Origin of the sequence: Parasphingorhabdus sp., from assembly GCF_039939955.1 — a bacterium.
In the GTDB taxonomy this organism is placed as follows: domain Bacteria; phylum Pseudomonadota; class Alphaproteobacteria; order Sphingomonadales; family Sphingomonadaceae; genus Parasphingorhabdus.
Window position 1 is genome coordinate 253,784 of sequence record NZ_JBDVHS010000002.1, and the last position, 19,005, is coordinate 272,788.

Sequence of the window (19,005 nt, forward strand, 5' to 3'; positions counted from 1 at the left end):
CTATTCCTGTTCCGGCTTCACCACCCAATTGGGTTTGCGCTTTTCGAAAAAGCTGGCAACGCCTTCCTTGGCTTCATCACTGACCATCCGATCAGCGAAATTCTCAGCCGCCAGACGAATGACTTGTTCACGCGGCTGGCCAGCAATCTGCCCGAGCAGTTCCTTGGTTGCAGCGACGGCGCCGGGAGCTGCCCCCAAAACCTGTTTGCGCAGTTGCATTTCAATTGCCTCGAGGCCCGCTGCATCATCGGCGATAAAATCCGCAAAACCGAGATCATGAGCCTCTGTGCCGTCAAAGCGGGCAGCGGTCAGCATCAACCGGCGGCCGGTGGCATAGCCCAGCTTTTGAATCACAAAGGGGGAAATTTGCGCTGGTGTCACGCCGATGGCGGTTTCGGTCATTGCAAAGCGCGCGCCGCTTTCGCAGATCACGACGTCTGCACAGCAGGACAGACCAAAGCCTCCCGCCATGGCCGCGCCCTCGATCAGCACGATCACAACTTGCGGCGCACTGTTCACAAGGTCGAAAATCTCTGCTGCGCTGCTCGACATATTGATGATCGCCGCGCGGTCGCCGCTTTGCTGGAAATTCTCTTTGAAATTTTTCAGATCTGCGCCGGCGCAGAATACGCCGCCGCGGCCGCGCATGGTGATTCCACGGACGGTGCGGTCATCGCGCACGCTTTTGAGGACGCTGGCGAGTTCTGCCACCAAGGCATCGCTCAGCGCGTTTCGGTTTTCCGGCTGGTTGAACCAGATGGTGAGCCAGCCCTGCTTGAGCGCTAGTTCGAGCGTTTCGGTTTTGGGGAGACCGGTCATATCCGTGCCACTCCAAAGGCGTTGGGGTGAAGCGTCCGGTTTTGCGCTTCGAATATCGTTTCCAGCGCAAAGCCGAGTACCTTGCGGCTATCGCGGGGATCGATCACGCCATTGTCGAGGCATCGACCGGAGGTGAAGAAGGCGCTTTCCTGTGCCTCGAAAATATCCTTGATGCGCTGTTCTTGTTTTGCGATCGCTTCTTCATCGGGTTCAACGCCTTTGCGCTTGGCCTGCACCCGGGCGACATGGCTCATCGTATTGGCAGCCGACGCGCCAGCCATCACACCAGTTTTGGCATTGGGCCAACTGAACAGAAAGTCGGGTTCGAAGGCGACACCGCTCATACCGTAATTCCCGGCGCCAAAGCTTGCGCCGATATAGAGCGACAATTTGGGAACCCGGACATTGGATACCGCCTGGATCATCTTGCTGCCCAATTTGATCATGCCCTTATGTTCGGACTCGGTTCCGACAATATAGCCGGTGGTATTGTTGAGGAAGATGATCGGCAGTTCGGACTGGTCACACAGCTGGAAGAAATGAGTGGCCTTTGCCGCCGCTTCGGGATCGAACGGGCCGTTGTTCCCGATCAGGCCGACCGCGTGGCCCATGATGCTGGCCTGCATGCAGACCGTGCCCGGTCCATAGCGTGGTTTGAATTCTTCGAAATCGGATCCGTCGACAATCCGCGCCGCGACCTCCCGGACATCATAGGGAATGGTATAGTCGGTCGGAACCACACCGGCGATCTCGTCGATGTCATAGATGGGCTCTTCGTAATCATTGCGGCGGATCGGCGTGGTATTCTTGTTCCAATCCAGACGCCCCATGGTTTCGCGCGCAATGGCAATGCCATGGGCATCGTCATCGGCGAGATATTCGACGCTGCCGGTGGTCGAAGCATGCATTTCTGTGCCGCCGAGTTCGCGGTCATCCGCAACCTCTCCGGTAGCCGCATGGACAAGGGCCGCACCCCCCAAGGCTGCCATGCCATTGTTGCGGATGCCAATGACATAGTCGGACATGCCCGGCATATAGGCGCCGCCTGCAGTCGACGGCCCGTGCAATACAACCATTGTCGGAACGCCTGCAGCGCTCAGCCATGCAAGATTGCGGAACAGCATACCGCCGTGCGCCCAAAGCTCGACCTTATATTCCATCAGGTTCGCGCCAGCGCTTTCGACCAGATGGATGAACGGAAGCTTGAGGTCCTGCGCGATCTTCTGCGCGCCTTTGCTGGCATCCCAACCACCGGTGGTTGCCGCACCGGCCCGAATGCCACTGTCATCGACCCAGACCATGCAGCGGACGCCTTTGACAAAACCAATGCCCAGAATCACACTACCACCCGGAATACTGGTGTCGGGATTGCTATCCTCGACCATATAATTGGCCATATTGTATAGCTGTAGCCATGGCATGCCCGGATCAAGCAGGCGTTTTAGTCGTTCATGCGGGGTCAGCTGGCCACGCTTTTCAAAGGTGGGCCGCCGTTTTTCCGATGCATCGACGGCGCGTTTTTCGAGATCGCGGAGATGATCGATCAGTGTCAGCATGTCCTTGCGGTTCTGGGCAAAGCCCTCCGAACTGGTGGCAATTTTCGATTTAAACTGGGGCATTTCTAGGACGCCTTTGCGGGAAATAGCATGGTCGAACATTGGTTATTTGACACGTTGAGTCTCCTATGGCTATTTGAATAGCATTCGGTATTTTCGAGTCAAGCTCAATAAAGGACAGATTTTGGCGACTAAGGCGGACATTCCAGAGACTCAGCGCGTCAAGCTGGAACGCAAAGAAGGTGCGATTCTTGATGCAGCACGCCGCGTCTTTATTGAACATGGCTTTGATGGCGCGCGCATGTCTGAGATCGCCCGCCAGGCCCATATCGGCGAAGGAACTATCTACAGCTATTATGAATCTAAAGCCGAATTGATGTTGGCAGTGCTGCAGCAATTCTGGGACGGTCTGACCTTGGAGGCCGAGGCAGTCATGGCGTCAACCAAGGCCGAAGGTTTTTTCGACCGTTTGCATGCTCTGGCTCAATATCATTTGAACACGGTGATTGTGAACGCAGATTTCATCAACCTCAGTTTCGCTTTGCGCCGCAACAATAGTGAAGTGGGTGTCTCACGCGATCATTTGCGCCAATATGTTGCCGTCTTTGATCAGCTGTTCCGGCGCGGCCAGGATCGCGATGAATTGAAGCGGGATGCCATATTGTGGCAAGCACGGGACGTGTTTTACGGCAGTCTGGAATATAGCGGCCGGTCCATTGAAATGACCATGGGCTCAGACCACCGGGTCCGTGAACAAGGGCCTGTTGTGGATCAAATGGTCGCTCTGTTTCGCGCGCACTATGGAATGGACCGCGAGCCAACGGCGGTTGGCGACGTGTCTTTGGCTCAGCTTTCGTCGCAGCTGGAACAGCTGTCCGAAAAACTCGATAAGCTGACAAAATAGATTTGCTGACAGGCAAAAAAAGAGCCCCCGAAGGAGCTCTTTCTAGTCTTATTGTAATTTGGTTTAGGCCGCTTTGTAGAAGCTCTCGCCTGCATCGGCTTTTTCGCGGAAACTCATGGGGGGCTTGAAGCGTTCGCCATATTTCTGCGCCATATTGTCGGCCGTGCGGACAAAATTGTCGACGCCGATCGTGTCGATATGGCTCATCGGGCCGCCGGTCCATGGTGCAAAACCCCAACCGAAGATCGCGCCGAGATCAGCCGATTGCGGATCAGAGATAACTTCCTCATGATAGCATTGTGCGGTTGCGATCAACTGGATGTACATCAGCCGCTGTTTGACTTCTTCCACATCCGGTTGTTCCTCGGCCAACGGGAAATGCTCGCTAAGGCCGGGCCATAATTTCTTCGACCCATCGTCACTATATTCATAGAAACCACCACCAAAGCGGCGTCCGCGACGATCGACTGTTTTGACCATCAATTCCATCAGGTCTTCGGTGCCGCTCGGAACATAGGCATCGCCCATTTCTTCCTTGGTTGAAGTCATGATGTCATAGCCCAGCTGCAACGTGGTCTCGTCGACAATGGCCAATGGACCGATGGGCATGCCCATGGCCACTGCGGCATTTTCGATCAGTGCTGGCTTAACGCCCTCGGCAACCATCAGCATCGCCTCATTGGCATAAGGCGGGAACACGCGGTTGGTGTAGAATCCGCGAACATCTTTGACGACAATTGGCGTCTTGCGGATCTTGGCATTATAGTCGAGTGCTACGGCCAAGGCCTTGTCGCCGGTTTCAGCGCCTGGAATGATTTCCAGCAATGGCATTTTTTCAACGGGGGAGAAGAAATGCATCCCGATGAATTGATCCGGCCGATCGCTATTCTTGGCGAGGCCCGTGATCGGTAACGTCGACGTGTTGGACGCAAAGATGACATCCTTGCCGATAACCGCTTCGGTTTTCTTGATGACGTCGGCTTTGATGTCCGGACGTTCGAAAACGGCTTCGATGATCAGATCAACATCTTTGAGATCGTCATAATTGTCCGTCGGTTTGATCCGCGCCATGAAGGCATCAGCCTTTTCTTGAGTCATCTTGCCGCGCTTCACGCCTTTGTCGACGATCTTCTGGCTATAGGCGATCGCTTTCTGGGCTTCTTCCATGCTGCGATCCAGTACGACGACATTCATGCCGCCTTTGGCGGTAACATGGGTGATGCCGGAACCCATCAGGCCGGCACCAAGAACGCCAACGGTCTTGAGGTCGGTTGCCGGCACGTCTTTCGGACGGGCCGCGCCTTTTTCCGCTGCCTGCTTGTTGATGAACAAGGTGCGGATCATATTCTTGGCTTGTGGGCCGGAGAGCAGCTTGGTGAAATATTTGCTTTCGACGCGCAAGGCGGTGTCCATAGGGAGCATCGAGCCTTCATAGAGGCAAGACAGGATCGCTTTGACGGCTTCGAAATTGCCCTTGCTCTGCTTCAGCGCAATTGCGGAAGAACCCATGTAAAGCGGCACAGCGCGGGGATCCATGGAACCAGCGCCACCCGGGAATTTATAACCCCTTTTGTCCCAAGGCGCAGCAGCTTTGGGATTGGCTTTGACCCATTCTTTTGCCTTGGCGATGACTTCATCCGCAGGAACGACTTCATCGATAAAGCCTTGTGCTTTAGCAGCCTGCGGGTTTGCTGGAGCACCGGTCATGATCATCATGCCAGCGGCTTGCAGTCCCGAAAGACGTGGCAAGCGCTGTGTTCCGCCGCCGCCAGGCAGCAAACCGACTTGGACTTCGGGAAGGCCGAGTTGGATTTTCGGATCGTCGGCACAAACGCGATAGTGGCAGGCCAAAGCGAGTTCCAGACCGCCGCCAAGGGCCAAGCCGTTGAGGGCGCATGCAACGGGTTTCGCGTGCGCGGTACCTTTGAGCAGTTCTTTCGCCGTATGGCCGCCGGTTTCCATCATCCGGAGCATGCCGTTTAATTCCCAAGCGCTTTCAAAGGCCTCGGCCATGCTAGCCGCCTTGGATCCGCCCAGCATATTGAGGTCTGCACCGGCGAGAAAACCGGATTTTTTGCCGGAGGTGATAACCGCGCCTTTGATGGCGTCGTTGCTGTTCAGTTCGGGAACAAAGGCTTTGAAGTCGGCAATGAGCGCTTCGTTCCATACGTTCATGGATGCGCCGGGAACGTCGATGGTGACGAGTGCAATGCCATCGCTATCGATATCGACGGTGAATGTTTCGTAGGTCATATTATCTGTCCTGCTGGATATCTTGTTTTTTCGGTGAACGCGTCGATGCGCCTAGTTCACACGCTCAATGATGGTGGCAATGCCCATGCCGCCGCCGATGCAAAGCGTCGACAAAGCGGTGGTCTTGTTCGAGCGTTCCAGCTCGTCAAGCACCGTGCCTAGGATCATCGCGCCGGTTGCACCGAGGGGGTGACCCATTGCGATAGCGCCGCCGTTGACGTTCATATCGCTATGATCGACGTTCATGGCTTCCATGAAGCGTAGGACGACGGCTGCAAAAGCCTCGTTAAGCTCCCACACATCAATATCATCTGCGGTCATACCGGCACGGGCCAGCGCTTTCTTTGCGGCAAATTCAGGGCCGGTCAGCATGATTGTTGGCTCGCTGCCGATCGCTGCCATCGACACGATGCGCGCACGCGGCTTCAGGCCGTATTTTTCGCCAGCCGATTCATTGCCAACCAATACGGCCGCAGAACCATCGACGATGCCCGAGCTGTTGCCCGCATGATGGACATGATTCATTTTCTCGACATCAGGATGTTTGAGGATCGCGACATCATTGAAGCCAGGCATTTGTTCACCCATGCCGATGAAGGCCGGGTTGAGCGAGCCGAGCGACTGCATGTTGGTTTCGGGCCGCATGAGTTCATCATGGTCCAGAACCACTTCGCCGATAACATCGCGGATCGGGAGAATGGATTTTGCAAAACGCTTCTCGTCCCAGGCTTGGGCGGCGCGCTTCTGGCTTTCGACGGCATAGGCGTCGACATCATCGCGGCTATAGCCATATTTGGTGGCGATCAGATCGGCGGAAATGCCCTGCGGCACGAAATATTCCTGAAAGACCAGGGTCGGGTCGGCCATGCCACCCATGCCGTCGCTGCCCATCGGGACGCGGGACATGGATTCGATGCCGCCGCCCACGGCGAGATCGGTTTCGCCGGCCTTGACCTTGGCAGCTGCCAGATTGACGGCCTCCAGTCCTGATCCGCAGAAACGGTTGACCTGAATGGCGGAAGTGGTCTCCGCATAGCCCGCTTTCAAAACCGCAGAACGGCTTATGACGGCGCCTTGCTCACCGACCGGTGAGACACAACCAAAGGCAACATCTTCAACCTCGTGGCCTTCCAGTCCGTTGCGGTCATTGACCGATGCAAGCACTTGCGATGCGAGGTCGAGGGCGGTGATTTCATGCAGGCTGCCGTCGCTGCGGCCCTTGCCGCGCGGGCTTCTTACCGCATCATAGATAAAGGCTTCGGTCATATCAGGTTCCTTTTACTGGAAGACTTGGAAACATGTTCCACACATAGTTAATGTTGCGCTGCAGCATAGTCAAGCAGTTTACGTAAACGTCAACTTAGCGCCAATGGGCGACTCGATAATGGGCTGACTTGCCGCCACTATATCCTATTCGAGGATTGATTGATATTTCTGGCTGAACACGTCCCGGCCGACGATATAGCGCATGATCTCGCTGGATCCGGCATAGATGCGGCTCATCCGGGCGTCGGTGAATATCCGGCTGATTTCATATTCTTTCATATAGCCGGCGCCGCCATGGAGTTGCAGTCCGAGGTCCGCCATTTCCCACTCAATTTCGCTGCCGAGCATCTTGCCTTTGGCAGCGATATTGGCGGTGAGGCCGCCCTGATTGTGGATCTCGACACAATGGTCGATATAGACTTGCAACATGTCAATTTTTGCGTCCATTTCGGCCATTTTGAACTGGGTATTCTGCATATCTGACAGCTTTTTACCGAAAACATCGCGTTCCATGACGAATTCCCGGGTAACATCAAAGGCCCGGCGTGCGGATGCGCCATAGCCGACCATTCCGATCAGGCGTTCTTCGGCCAGGCCCTCCATCAAATGGATAAAGCCTTTCCCGGGTGTGCCCAGCGTGTTTTCTTTGGGTATCTTGACATTGTTGAAAAATAGCTCGGCCGTGTCTTGTGCATGCAGGCCAATTTTCTCGAGATTCTGTCCGCGCTCAAAGCCTTCCATCCCGCGCTCCAGGATCAGCAAGACCATGGCATGTTTATCGTCCACACCGTCCATTTTGGCGGCGACAATCACGACGTCCGCGTTGATGCCGTTGGAGATGTAGGTTTTCGAACCATTGAGGAGCCAATGGTCGCCCATGTCCTTTGCCGTGCTTTTCATCCCGGAAAGATCGCTGCCAGCACCGGGCTCTGTCATTGCAACGGCCAATATTGTTTCACCGGTCACGCATTTTGGCAGGAACCGTTCGCGCTGTTCTTCATTGCCCATATTTTTCAAATAGGGTCCGACCAGGCGGCTGTGCAGCGTATTATACCATTCGGCGCATCCCGCACGGGTGGTCTCTTCGATGATAATCTGTTCATAGCGGAAGTCGTTATCGCCCATGCCGCCATATTTTTCGTCTGGCCAGATCATCAGGAACCCCTGCTCGCCCGCCTTTCTGAATATCTCCCGGTCGACGATTCCGGCTTCGCGAAATTCATCCATGCGCGGCGCGACTTCGTCGGCAAGAAAACGGCGATAAGCATCCCGAAACATGTGCTGTTCTTCGGTAAATTTGCGCATGAAATGGTCCTTTGTTCTGAGGAGGGAGAAGCGTGCTCAAAGCCCGCTAATGATTGCCGGTCTTAATGAGCCAAATTTAATCGGTCAATTAAGAAACAGATAGGCTGCACAAGCCCGTTGCAATTGCCCACCAACCATCGTTATGGCGTTCCGGTGGAACAGACAAAGAAACCTTTCATCCTCGGTCTTGGCGGCACAACCAGTCCCGTATCATCAACCGAAGTCGCCCTATCCATTTCTCTCGAGGCTGCAGCTGCGGCTGGCGCGGAAACTGAACTGTTCGGATCGGATCGCCTGATGGCGTTGCCGCATTATCGTTCAGACCCGGCAGGACTCAATCAGACCGGCAAAGATCTGGTCGCGCTGGTGCGCCGTGCCGATGGCTTGATATTATCCAGTCCCGGCTATCATGGCACCGTCTCCGGCCTGGTGAAAAATGCCATTGATTATATCGAAGAGACATCGTCCGATGATCGCATCTATCTCGATGGCTTGCCAATTGGTCTCATCGTCACCGCATATGGTTGGCAGGCGGTCGGCAGCACTCTGGCCGCGCTCCGTTCGATCGTGCATTCTCTTCGCGGCTGGCCGACGCCGCTTGGTGTTGGAATCAATGCATCGGGTGGCATGTTCAGTGACGGCGTTTGTACGGACGATGGTGTCAACGAACAGCTGAAGCTGGTGGCACAGCAAGTGATGCTTCGCGCTGAATCGCGCTGATCATTCAATCGGCTAATTGCCGTAGAAGTCCCGATACCAGCTGACGAAACGCTGCAACCCATCTTCCAGCATCACCTTCGGCGCATATCCTGTTAGCGCCTGGAGCTTGGATATATCTGCATAGGTCGATGTCACATCTCCCGGTTGCATCGGGCGCATGATTTTTTGCGCTTCGACACCGAGCGCCTCTTCCAGAGCCTTGATCATATCCATCAGGCCGACCGGGCGGCTATCACCGATATTGAGGATGCGATGACCATGCCGCTCCGGCGGATGGTCAAGTGCGCCCAAGATACCGTCCACGATATCGTCTATATAGGTAAAGTCCCGTGCCATCTTGCCTTCGCCATAAACCTCGATCGGTTCACCGGCCAAAATCTTCTGGGTGAAACCGAAATAGGCCATGTCCGGGCGGCCCCAGGGACCGTAGACCGTGAAGAATCGCAGGCCGGTCATCGGGAAACCATAGAGCTTTGCATAGGACTGGCTCATCATCTCACCGGACCGTTTGGTGGCGGCGTAGAGAGAGACCGGATTATTTGCCGGCTCGTCTTCGGTAAACCCCTCCCCGCCCATCGGCTTGTCGCCATAGACCGAGCTGGACGATGCATAGACGAGATGTTGAAAACCATCGGCATGGCGGCTCGCTTCGAGCAAAGACAAATGGCCTTGCAGATTGGATTTCTGATAAGCGAACGGATTCTCAATACTGTAGCGCACGCCGGCCTGTGCGGCGAGATGGACGATGCGCTGGATGCCATGGCTTTGGACGAGCGTCTTGACGCCATCGGCATCGGAGACATCCATCTGCTCAAAGCGGAAGCCGTCCAGTGCGTTGAGATTATCAAGCCGTGCGGCCTTCAACGCGGGGTCGTAATAATCGTTGAGATTATCAATCCCGATCACTGATTCTCCGCGCTCCACCAGTCGAGACGAGACAGCATGGCCGATGAACCCGGCGGCTCCGGTTACCAGAATAGGCGAAATATCAGTGTCAGGCATGATGGCTTCCGTCATTGTCAATCTTCGAGCCTCTAGCACGAACTGGTAAATATTTCACAAGGGAAAGCCGCCTGTCGGGATAACGTAACCCGCACACAAAGAAACGGCGGCGCTTTGCAGCACCGCCGTTTCTTTGTCAGGTTTGATGTGACTAGAATTCGTAGCGCACACCAAGTTGGATCCGCCAGATCGATGACGAGAAGCCAACATTATAATCATCGTCTGGATTAAAACCGGTGATAATATAACGGCCCTGAGCATCCACTCCGCCATCTACCAGGTCGACCAGACTATTGACTGGGTTGAAAGTATTCCAGCCACTGTCCAGCATGTTCAGGACATTGTCGAAATCGGCGAACAGCTCGATTTTGTCGTCGACTCCGAAGAGACGTCCTGGGCCAGGGATTTCTTGGCTAAAGCGCATATCCAGGTCGAATACCCAGTCGTTCCGGCAGCTGTTCCGGCTGATGGATTGTCCAGCCGCAAACTTACATTTGCCAAAGACGTTATTCTGAGGATTGCCATCAGAGTCGGTGCTGGAAAGTTCACCATTGTTCAAATAGCCCAGCAACGATGTCACGGCTGCGTCCTGCGCTGCCTGTGAGGCTGCGTCAGGGCGAACCGATAGGTTCGGATCGTCGATACCTGTCGGAATATAGAGCAACGCATTGTCAGTACCCGAAGAACCGTCCGCAAATACGCCACCGCCATCAAAGGTCAGGCTGAACGGACGTCCGGACCGGGCCGAGAAGAAGAGGCCAAGCGATGTATCATATTCATCAATAAACTGTTCTTTCCAGTTTACCGCAAAGGTCAGGCTATGCCGTGTCTCGAAATTCGACGTCGATGTTGCCGGGTTTTGCCGATCAAACGCAGCCGTTACGTCAAAGTTTGACGTCGCGGTCGAGCTACCAACATCACGATAGTTGTTGGAATCCGTAAACGCATAACCAAAGTTCACGCTAACGCTGCCGCCATCGGTGATAACGCCCTGATCGAAATATTTGGAAAGGGCGAAGGAAGCAACATGGCTGTCATAGGACCGGCCATTTGTCAGCTGGATAAAGTCATCCAGACCGGTTCCGAAACAAGCAGCTGTTACGCCGTTATATGTTGGCGGGGTGCCGCCGTTACCCTGCAATTGGGCGTCACATCCAGCATTCAACGGGTCAATTGCTGCATATATCGGACGGCCATCGACCGTGAAGCCATTGTTGGTACGGATGTCTGGAACCTGCACAAGATCAACAAAATTGAGCGGGTCTATGAAGCGTGAATAGATATAGTCGAACTTCATGTTCCAGTCTGAGAAAAATCCGCCGTCGGTTCCGAACATGGTGTCCACACCAAGATTCAGGCGGAAGACCGTCGGAATATCAAGGTCCGGGTCAGTGGATTGGGTGTCAGCACCACCTACTGCAGCTCGATTGGAGGCGGCTTGAATCGCGCAGTCTGGGAAACCGGTGAATGCGCCGCCGTTCAAGACATTGAAATTACCATTGGCATCCAGCAGGCCAGCGCAATTTCCAGAGAAGGTATCGCCATTGGCTGAAGAAAAGCCATTGTTGGAAAACGCGTTGGAGAAGAACACGACAGGATCACCGCCCGAGAACATGCCTACACCACCGGTTACCGAGGTGTTGTGGAAGAACCCATCATTGTTCAGATCATAGGTTGCTGCCAAACGCGGCAAGATGACCGGGTCGAGTTTGCTGAAGCTGTTGGCGTTGGTGAAGCCGAACCGCTGCAGGAAGCTTGGGTTCGCTCGCGGTGCGTCGCCACTATACATTTGAACGCGAAGGCCAGCTGTCAAATTCAGTTGGTCTGTCGCCTGCCATTCGTCTTGAGCATAGAAGGAATAGATTTGACGCCCAAATTGAGCCGCGGCCTCGTTTATATCACCCGATGGTGTGGCTGCGATAGTGGCACCGCCCAATCCGCCGCCGACAAGGTCATCGGAGCTACCAAAGACGCTTGAAAAGCCGCCGTTGGCGACCACGCCATTTTGAAAGTCGGTGAGGTTGCGGAAGAAGATCGTGCCTGTTGCGTTGATTGCGAACAGGTTGAACACTTTGAGATCGTTCAACTCGGCACCCAGCTTGATCTGGTGATCGCCCGCGCCAATGTTCATCTGGAACTTGGCTTGATCGACGGTCTGATCCAATTGGTTGGCAGAACGGAAGATGCCCGGTCCGGTTGACAGTCTTCCCGCTTGGGTGGTTTGACCGGCAACCGGCTCTACGCCCACGGATAGTCGTACGATCGGATTGTCAGACTGGGCTTCGCCACCGCCGACAGGGCCTTGCACATCGCCAACTTCCGAACGCGAAAGGCGCAATTCGGTTGAGACATTGTCGGTCCAGTCGGAATAGAGACGGAGCGAATAATAGTCCGAAATCGTGCCTTCATCTTCGAAGCTATTCAGGCCTGTCAATTCCTGACCGCCAAAGTCCGACTCAACGTTGGTTTCTTCCAACCGCTGATAGGTCGCTTCCAATCGATGGTCGTCGGTGATGTAAGCATCGAGCCGTCCAAAATAACGAACGCTGGATTGCGCGAGAGTGGTTGGGTAGCCGCCTACGTCAACACCGTAGACCGTGTTTGCGATATTCGCGAACTGGTCAAATTGCGCTTGAGTGACGAAATTTGCTTCGTTCGGGAAGCCGCCGCCATTTGGACCAAATTCGTTGGCACCACCAAGATCTGTTTCTTCGTAACCGGCGAAGAAGAACAGGCGGTTTGGAATGATTGGGCCGGAAAGAGTCGCACCCCAACGTTTCTCGTTAAAAGGATCGATGTCAGAAGTTCTTCCATCGACTGTATCGCCGCGCAGACCTGAGTCGCGATAGGTGAAAAAGGCACTGCCGTGGAACTGATTCTCGCCCGATTTGGTGACGACGTTCACTGCACAGCCGGTAAAGTCTGAATATTCAACATCGAACGGCGCAAATTCGACCGAGGTTTCACGGATCGCATCATAAGGTAGCGGAAGTGCGTTTCGTGCTGCAAATGGCGTGCCGTTCAGTCCGAACGTGTCTGCCTGTACAATACCGTCGACGGTGAATGTGTTCGAACGATCATTGCCGCCGAGACAGCTGATCCGATCAACTTCGTTTGCGCGATCAAGGCTCACGCGGGGATCGAGACGAATGATGTCGCGAACGTCACGAGATAGTGAAGGGAAGCTTTCGAGCTCTACGGTACCGAACGACTGGCCCGGGCCAACAGCAAGCTGGGTTGCATTCGCGCGACCACCGGTGACAACAATGATTTGATCATCAACGTTGGATGCCGCCAATTCAAAGGTGAAATCTCGGTTACCCTGCAGGTTGATGAACTGGTTTTCGACGGTTTGACCTTCGAAGCCGCTTGCTGTGACGGTGACCGAATATGGTCCGCCGGGAACCAGAGATCCTGCTCGAAACTGTCCATTGCCGTCTGTGGTGCTTGACCGCTCTTGGCCGGTACGTGTGTCGAGAACAACCACGGTTGCGCCCTGTAGCGGTGCCCCGTTCTGGTCGGTTACCTGACCTTCAACGCCCGATGTAATCTGTTGTGCCGAAGCAGGTGTGGCCATCAGGCCAGCAGTGGAAAGACTGACAACGCTGGCAGCCAAAAGATATTTGATTCTCATGTTATGAATTCCCCGTTCATGAACCGCATAAAAAACCGTGGCAGGTGATCTATTGTGCGTCCTGCACAGCCATACCAAAGCCCGGACCACCTAGCCCTCAAAAATGACAGTTTTGTCTCAACCGCAACGACTTTTCGCTGCGATGCAGCAAATAAATTTTATCCACAGTTTACCCAACAGGGCAAAAATACCGGATTTGACATGGGTTTACGTGAATAAATCCGAGATAAGCTATTGAATTAGAGATTGAATATTTTGTAATATCATCTCAAATTCATTCTCTAGGGCCTGTTTTGACTGTTGCGAATTTATCACGATGTCAGCATGGGCTTTTGAGGGCTCTACATAGAGGTCGTGCATCGGCCCCACTTGGTTGGCGAATTGTTCGTGCACCGATTGTGCGGTGCGCCCGCGTTCGCGAACGTCGCGCTCCAGCCGTCGGGCAAAGCGTGTTTCGGCATCGCATTCGACGAATATGCTGAGATCCAACAGGTCGCGCAGCGGTTGATGCTGCAGTATCAAGATGCCATCGATCACGATCACCGGACGTGGCTCCGTGTGCTCGGTCTCTGTTTTCGGCAAATGGGTTGGGAAATCGTAAAGCGGCCGGTCAATGGCTTGCCCGTTTTTCAATTGGCAAAGCTGCGCGCATAGTTGGTCAAAGTCGACCGCATCCGGGTGATCGAAATTAGGCCCACCCTTGCCTTCGGGCGCATCGCCAAGTCCAAAAAAATAGTCATCCTGCGGCAGGACCACGCATTGCTTCGACCCCAGCTGTTCGAAGATTCTCTCGGTTAGCGTTGATTTTCCGGAACAACTGCCGCCGCCGATGCCGACCGCTTTTGGAATCATGCTAGACCGATTTCGCGCAGGCGTTGCATCAGATAATCATGTGCCGTGATGGGCTCTGGATAGAGGTCCGGATGGGTGTCATCGACGCAGCTCGGCAAGGTCTCGATGGAATAATCGGGCCGGAAATGCAGGAAGAAGGGCATGGAGTAGCGCGAGAAACCGCGCCGTTCCGGGGCCGGATTGACCACGCGGTGGGTGGTCGAGGGCAAGCGATTATTGGTCAGCCGTTGCAGCATGTCCCCGATATTCACTGCCAGTTCGCCGACCTTGGGGCTGACCGGCCGCCAATTGCCATTTTTGTCGAGCAATTCCAGGCCGGCCTCTTCGGCACCGATTAGCAATGTGATCGTATTGATATCCTCATGCGCCGCGGCTCGGACCGCTGGCGAATCCTCTGGCACCGGGGGATAGTGGATCAACCGCATCACCGAATTGCCATCGCGGACCGTGTCGACAAAAAAGTCGGGTGCGAGACCCAAAAACCGGGCAATGGCTTCCAAGATACGCGCACCGGCCTTGTCGAAAGCGGCGAACATTTCGAGATAGGTTTGTTGAAATCCGTCGAGTTCCTTGGGCCAGATATTGGGCGGCATATAGGATTCGAACGGGTGACCGGCAGACAGTTCGCGGCCGATATGCCAGAATTCCTTGAGATCATGGATGTCGGAATCCTTGGCGCTTTCTGTACCGAAGGGTGTGTAGCCGCGGGCACCGCCGCCGCCGGCTATATGATAGGCGCGCTTCACCTCTTCGGGCAGCGCGAAAAAAGCGCGGGACATGGCCTCGGCGCGCGCGATCAATTCCGCCGGGATGCCATGGTCGGCAACGATCGCAAAGCCCCAGTCGGAAAAGCTGCGACCGATTCGTTCGGCAAAAACATCGCTGTCTTTGTCCGCCATCGCGAGCGAAACGGCGGTGAGAGTATCTTGGTCTTGGTTCATGCTCTTAAAATGCGCCCTCGGGCATTTTTGTCAATCGGGATAACTCAGCCGAGCGAAAGCAAGATACCGGCAAGCGCCGCGCTCATCAGATTGGCCAGCGATCCTGCGGCCAAGGCGCGGAGGCCAAGCTTCGCGATGACCGGCCGTTGATTGGGCGCGAGACCGCCTGTGACGGCTAGCTGGATGGCGATGCTGCTGAAATTGGCAAAACCGCACAGGGCGAAGATGACAATGGCGTTGGTTAGCGGCGAAATGCCGGCCTGCATCTTGCCCAGCTCAATGAAGGCGACAAATTCATTGAGGACAACTTTCGTACCGAACAGACCACCTGCGTTCAGCGCTTCTTCCCAAGGGACGCCGAGCAGGAACATGATCGGCGCGAAAATATAGCCGATGATTTGCTGGAAGCTCAGATCGGGCATACCAAACCATCCACCAATGCCGCCTAGCACGCCATTGGCTAGAGCAACCAAAGCGACAAAGGCGAGCACCATTGCGCCGACCGCTACGGCCAGCTTAACACCGGTTTGCGCGCCCATGGCTGCTGCCATGATGATATTGGCAGGCTTCTCATCTTCATATTCAACGGCGACAAGTAGCTCTTCGGGGGCGGGATCATCGGGATTGTCCGGCATGATGATCTTCGCCATCAATATGCCACCAGGCGCGGACATGAAGGCTGCGGCAAGCAGATAGTCAATGCGGATGCCCATCGCGGCATAGGCGGCCAATATCGTGCCTGCGACCCCGGCCATGCCGACGCTCATCACGGTGAATAGCTGCGATTGGGTCAAGCGGGCGAGATAGGGACGGATAACCAGTGGTGATTCGGACTGACCGACAAAAATATTGGCTGCAGCACAGAGCGATTCGACTTTGGAAATACCGGTGATTTTCTGGATAGCGCCGCCAACCCATTTGATGATGAACTGCATGATATTCAGATAATAGAGGATGGAAATCAGCGCCGAAAAGAAGATGATGACGGGAAGCGCGGCGATCGCAAAACTATTGCCGCCGATGGACGGATCGGCGAGCGGACCAAAGATAAAATTGGTGCCGGCTGATGCATAGCCAAGTAGGCTGGAGACGCCGTCCGCCATCGCCTGAATAATCCTTTTCCCGGCTGGAATATAAAGCACGATGACGGCAATTCCGGCCTGCAGGGCGAAGGCGGCACCGACGACACGGAACCGGATATTTCGTCGTCCGGTCGACAGGGCAAAGGCAATCAACAGGATCAACGCCATGCCGGCAATGCTGGTAAAAATCGGTATCATAGGACGCTTCCAGTCAAATGTTCGGGTTGATATTGGTTCACCAGGTAAAACTGCCTGCCTCGGTGGTGCAAGCCGCCGCGAGGCGATCGAGACAGTCCGCGATATTGTCGGAAATGATCAATTGCTTGCGGCGATCGGCGGATACGAAACCCTGTTCCGTCATTTTATCGAGAAAAACGATCATCGCATCCCAGTAGCCGGCGATATTCAAAATGGCGAAGGGCTTGTTATGATAGCCCAGCGCATTCCAGCTCCAGGCTTCGAACAATTCGTCCATCGTGCCAACGCCCCCTGGCAGGGCAACAAAGGCATCTGTCAAATCGGTCATTTTGGCTTTACGTTCGTGCATATTTGCAACGATATGAAGCTCGGTCACACCTCTATGCGCCACTTCCAGATCTTTCAGCATTTCCGGAATGACGCCATGCACCTGACCGCCATGCTCGAGCACCGTATCGGCAATAATTCCCATCAGGCCAAGACGGCCACCGCCATAGACGAGGTCCACATTGCGCTCTGCCATCGTCTTGCCCAGCAATATCGTTGCCTCGGCATAAGCCGGATCTTGTCCGGCGTTGGCACCACAATAAACTGCCAGTTTGTGCAAAACATCCCCCTGATCGCGTGACACAATTGGTCACGGCTTGTTATTGTCCGTTTCTTTTTCCGTATAGAAAAAATGCGGCGCGTTACTATGTCTTTTTTTTCATCGCCGACCGCGCTAGGTAAAGGCGATGACCGAAACATCAAAAACCAACCTCATCCCGAGATCCCTATTTGTCTTTGCTGTGCTCTACGGTGGGATGACCTGTATCGCCGGAATATTAGGCGCTAAGCAGGTTGCGCTTGGGCCGCTGGCTGTGGAAGCGGGGATTTTCCCGTTCCTGCTTCTGGTGGTATTATCCAGCTCGGTCGCTGAATTGCATGGGCGGGAGGTGGCCAACCGGTTGGTCCGTTTTGGTTTCATTCCTCTGATCACCGCGATCATTCTGATCCAGATCGTTCTGGCGTTGCCGACCGATCCGGGAATGTATGAACCCGCCAAAGAGGCCTTTCCGATCATTCTTTCCCAAGGTGCGCGGCTGATGTTTGCCGGGATTATCGCTTATGGGGTTTCGCAATTTCTCAACGTTTATATCTTTTCGCGCTTGGCCAATATGAAGGGCGGGCTGCTGGCGTTGCGGGCTGCCATTGCTAGCGCGCTGTCGCAAATTGTCGACACGCTGATTTTCATCACAATCGCCTTTTATGGTGAGCGTCCGATAGGGCAATTGCTGCTCGGCCAAGGTTCGGCCAAAGTTGTCCTGTCCTTCTTGCTGGTGCCTTTCTTGATCGTGTTTTTCGTGAAACTGGGGCAAAAACTGGATCGGGAATGAAGGCCTTCTGGCCCAAAGCTATGGGATGGCGCGATATATAATATTGGCCTGCGCCAAGTCTTCCTCGCTATCGATATCCATCAGAATCGGATCATCGGCCGTCACCAAATGAGCATCGGATAGCAACGCCCGGGCACCGGAATCGCCTTCCAGCGTGAGCAAATCATTCAACGCAGAATTGGGAAATATCGCGGGCGGCATGGCTTGTCCGTCGCGGGCAGATGCGATGGTGCGGGTGCAGCCCATTTGTTCGAAGATAGCCAGCAGCCTGTTGATATGATCCGCTGTCACAAACGGCATATCGGCGAGCATGATATATAACGCCCTGGCGCCAGCCTCAATGGCGTGGGACGCGGCGAGCCGGACGGATGTCGCCTGACCCAGATGTGCCTGCTCATTGACGATTATCCGGTAGCCCAGATCATTCCATCGCCTTGCGCAGCCATGTGCCGGTGGACCGATCACCCGCTTTTGAGGGCAGTGAATTGCCGCTCCCGCTTCGGCAGCGTGCAGGCCGAGCATCTTGCCGCCGAGCAATGCGGTCAGTTTATCCTGATCGCCAAATCTGCGGGATTGCCCGGCCGCCAGCAATGCCAGCATGATACCGGACTGGCTGTTCAATTGGCGGTAACGCTCGCGATATACGCGATTACGGCCTGTCTTTTCGCTGGCTCCGCGATCGCGCCCGCGACCATTGTCGTGCCCGGAATTTTTGCGGCTGGATCGGCGATAAAGCTATCGAGTTCTGCCTCGGCCCAAATGACGCCGGACGCTTTCAAGGCGTCGGAATAGGCAAAACCGGAGGCTTCGCCGGCCGCCTTGTCGATGATTCCAAAGAGGTTGGGGCCAGCACCATGGGGCGCGTCTTGCTCCAGACTGTGACAGGCGGAGCAATTGGCAAAAGCCGCCTTCCCTTCGGCGACTAGGCTGCTTGCTGGATTGCTGTCGGTGGGGGCAGAAGCAACGGCGGTTTCGACCGGTGCGGCTCCAGGTTCGCGGACGATGATTTGCTCCACCGGTCCCGGTGCCGGATCGGTGCCGCAAGCGGCTAAGACAAATAAAGAAGGTAGGGCAACCATTCGGATGAATTTCAGCAT

General features: G+C 54.9%; 16 protein-coding genes. 3 read left to right on the forward strand and 13 right to left on the reverse strand.

The genetic code is table 11. The features are described from left to right. A complete protein-coding gene (locus ABJG22_RS01520) occupies positions 1-819 on the reverse strand; it encodes an enoyl-CoA hydratase-related protein (protein WP_348018469.1) in 819 nt (272 codons plus the stop codon). Next, positions 816-2,438, reverse strand: a complete 1,623-nt coding sequence (locus ABJG22_RS01525) for a carboxyl transferase domain-containing protein (protein WP_348018470.1) — start codon at positions 2,436-2,438, stop codon at positions 816-818. The genes ABJG22_RS01520 and ABJG22_RS01525 overlap by 4 nt, the downstream gene beginning before the upstream one ends. Positions 2,439-2,559: 121 nt before the next feature. Here ABJG22_RS01525 and ABJG22_RS01530 point away from each other — a divergent pair, with 121 nt between their 5' ends. Continuing rightward, the gene (locus ABJG22_RS01530; RefSeq protein ID WP_348018471.1) at positions 2,560-3,279 is read left to right on the forward strand and encodes a helix-turn-helix domain-containing protein; all 720 of its coding nucleotides are present in this window, start codon (positions 2,560-2,562) and stop codon (positions 3,277-3,279) included. 63 nt (positions 3,280-3,342) lie between these two features. Here the strand turns inward: ABJG22_RS01530 and ABJG22_RS01535 are convergent, their stop codons facing one another. The 3 genes from ABJG22_RS01535 to ABJG22_RS01545 form a co-directional block, all read right to left on the reverse strand. Further along, positions 3,343-5,532, reverse strand: a complete 2,190-nt coding sequence (locus ABJG22_RS01535; protein WP_348018472.1) for a 3-hydroxyacyl-CoA dehydrogenase NAD-binding domain-containing protein — start codon at positions 5,530-5,532, stop codon at positions 3,343-3,345. 51 nt (positions 5,533-5,583) lie between these two features. Then, complete coding sequence (locus ABJG22_RS01540; protein ID WP_348018473.1) at positions 5,584-6,798, reverse strand: acetyl-CoA C-acetyltransferase; 1,215 nt, start codon at positions 6,796-6,798, stop codon at positions 5,584-5,586. A 144-nt stretch (positions 6,799-6,942) separates the two neighbouring features. Continuing rightward, the gene (locus ABJG22_RS01545; RefSeq protein ID WP_348018474.1) at positions 6,943-8,103 is read right to left on the reverse strand and encodes an acyl-CoA dehydrogenase family protein; all 1,161 of its coding nucleotides are present in this window, start codon (positions 8,101-8,103) and stop codon (positions 6,943-6,945) included. 153 nt (positions 8,104-8,256) lie between these two features. Here ABJG22_RS01545 and ABJG22_RS01550 point away from each other — a divergent pair, with 153 nt between their 5' ends. Beyond that, positions 8,257-8,823 (forward strand): NADPH-dependent FMN reductase, encoded by a 567-nt coding sequence (locus ABJG22_RS01550; RefSeq protein ID WP_348018475.1) that lies wholly within the window; start codon positions 8,257-8,259, stop codon positions 8,821-8,823. A gap of 12 nt (positions 8,824-8,835) precedes the next feature. Here the strand turns inward: ABJG22_RS01550 and ABJG22_RS01555 are convergent, their stop codons facing one another. The 6 genes from ABJG22_RS01555 to ABJG22_RS01580 all read right to left on the reverse strand — a co-directional run bounded on the left by ABJG22_RS01555 (position 8,836) and on the right by ABJG22_RS01580 (position 17,139). Then, positions 8,836-9,825 carry an NAD-dependent epimerase/dehydratase family protein gene (locus ABJG22_RS01555; RefSeq protein WP_348018476.1) on the reverse strand — a complete coding sequence of 330 codons (990 nt, stop codon included), beginning with the start codon at positions 9,823-9,825 and terminating at the stop codon, positions 8,836-8,838. A 151-nt stretch (positions 9,826-9,976) separates the two neighbouring features. Continuing rightward, positions 9,977-13,459 (reverse strand): carboxypeptidase regulatory-like domain-containing protein, encoded by a 3,483-nt coding sequence (locus ABJG22_RS01560; protein WP_348018477.1) that lies wholly within the window; start codon positions 13,457-13,459, stop codon positions 9,977-9,979. A 231-nt stretch (positions 13,460-13,690) separates the two neighbouring features. Beyond that, entirely contained in the window at positions 13,691-14,311 is a 621-nt protein-coding gene (udk, locus tag ABJG22_RS01565) for a uridine kinase (RefSeq protein ID WP_348018478.1), read from the reverse strand. Then, the gene (locus tag ABJG22_RS01570) at positions 14,308-15,252 is read right to left on the reverse strand and encodes a 2-oxoglutarate and iron-dependent oxygenase domain-containing protein (RefSeq protein WP_348018479.1); all 945 of its coding nucleotides are present in this window, start codon (positions 15,250-15,252) and stop codon (positions 14,308-14,310) included. The genes udk and ABJG22_RS01570 overlap by 4 nt, the downstream gene beginning before the upstream one ends. A 44-nt stretch (positions 15,253-15,296) precedes the next feature. Next, on the reverse strand, positions 15,297-16,532 hold the full coding sequence (locus ABJG22_RS01575; RefSeq protein ID WP_348018480.1) for a NupC/NupG family nucleoside CNT transporter: 1,236 nt from the start codon (positions 16,530-16,532) through the stop codon (positions 15,297-15,299). 37 nt (positions 16,533-16,569) lie between these two features. Beyond that, the gene (locus ABJG22_RS01580; protein ID WP_348018481.1) at positions 16,570-17,139 is read right to left on the reverse strand and encodes a TIGR00730 family Rossman fold protein; all 570 of its coding nucleotides are present in this window, start codon (positions 17,137-17,139) and stop codon (positions 16,570-16,572) included. Between the two features lie 127 nt (positions 17,140-17,266). Between ABJG22_RS01580 and ABJG22_RS01585 the strand changes: the two genes are divergently transcribed. After that, a complete protein-coding gene (locus ABJG22_RS01585) occupies positions 17,267-17,908 on the forward strand; it encodes a queuosine precursor transporter (RefSeq protein ID WP_348018482.1) in 642 nt (213 codons plus the stop codon). Between the two features lie 18 nt (positions 17,909-17,926). Here ABJG22_RS01585 and ABJG22_RS01590 read toward each other — a convergent pair whose 3' ends face one another. Together ABJG22_RS01590 and ABJG22_RS01595 are read right to left on the reverse strand one after the other, a co-directional pair. Further along, a complete protein-coding gene (locus tag ABJG22_RS01590; protein WP_348018483.1) occupies positions 17,927-18,508 on the reverse strand; it encodes a nucleotidyltransferase family protein in 582 nt (193 codons plus the stop codon). Positions 18,509-18,525: 17 nt separating this feature from the next. Then, a complete protein-coding gene (locus tag ABJG22_RS01595) occupies positions 18,526-19,005 on the reverse strand; it encodes a c-type cytochrome (RefSeq protein ID WP_348018484.1) in 480 nt (159 codons plus the stop codon).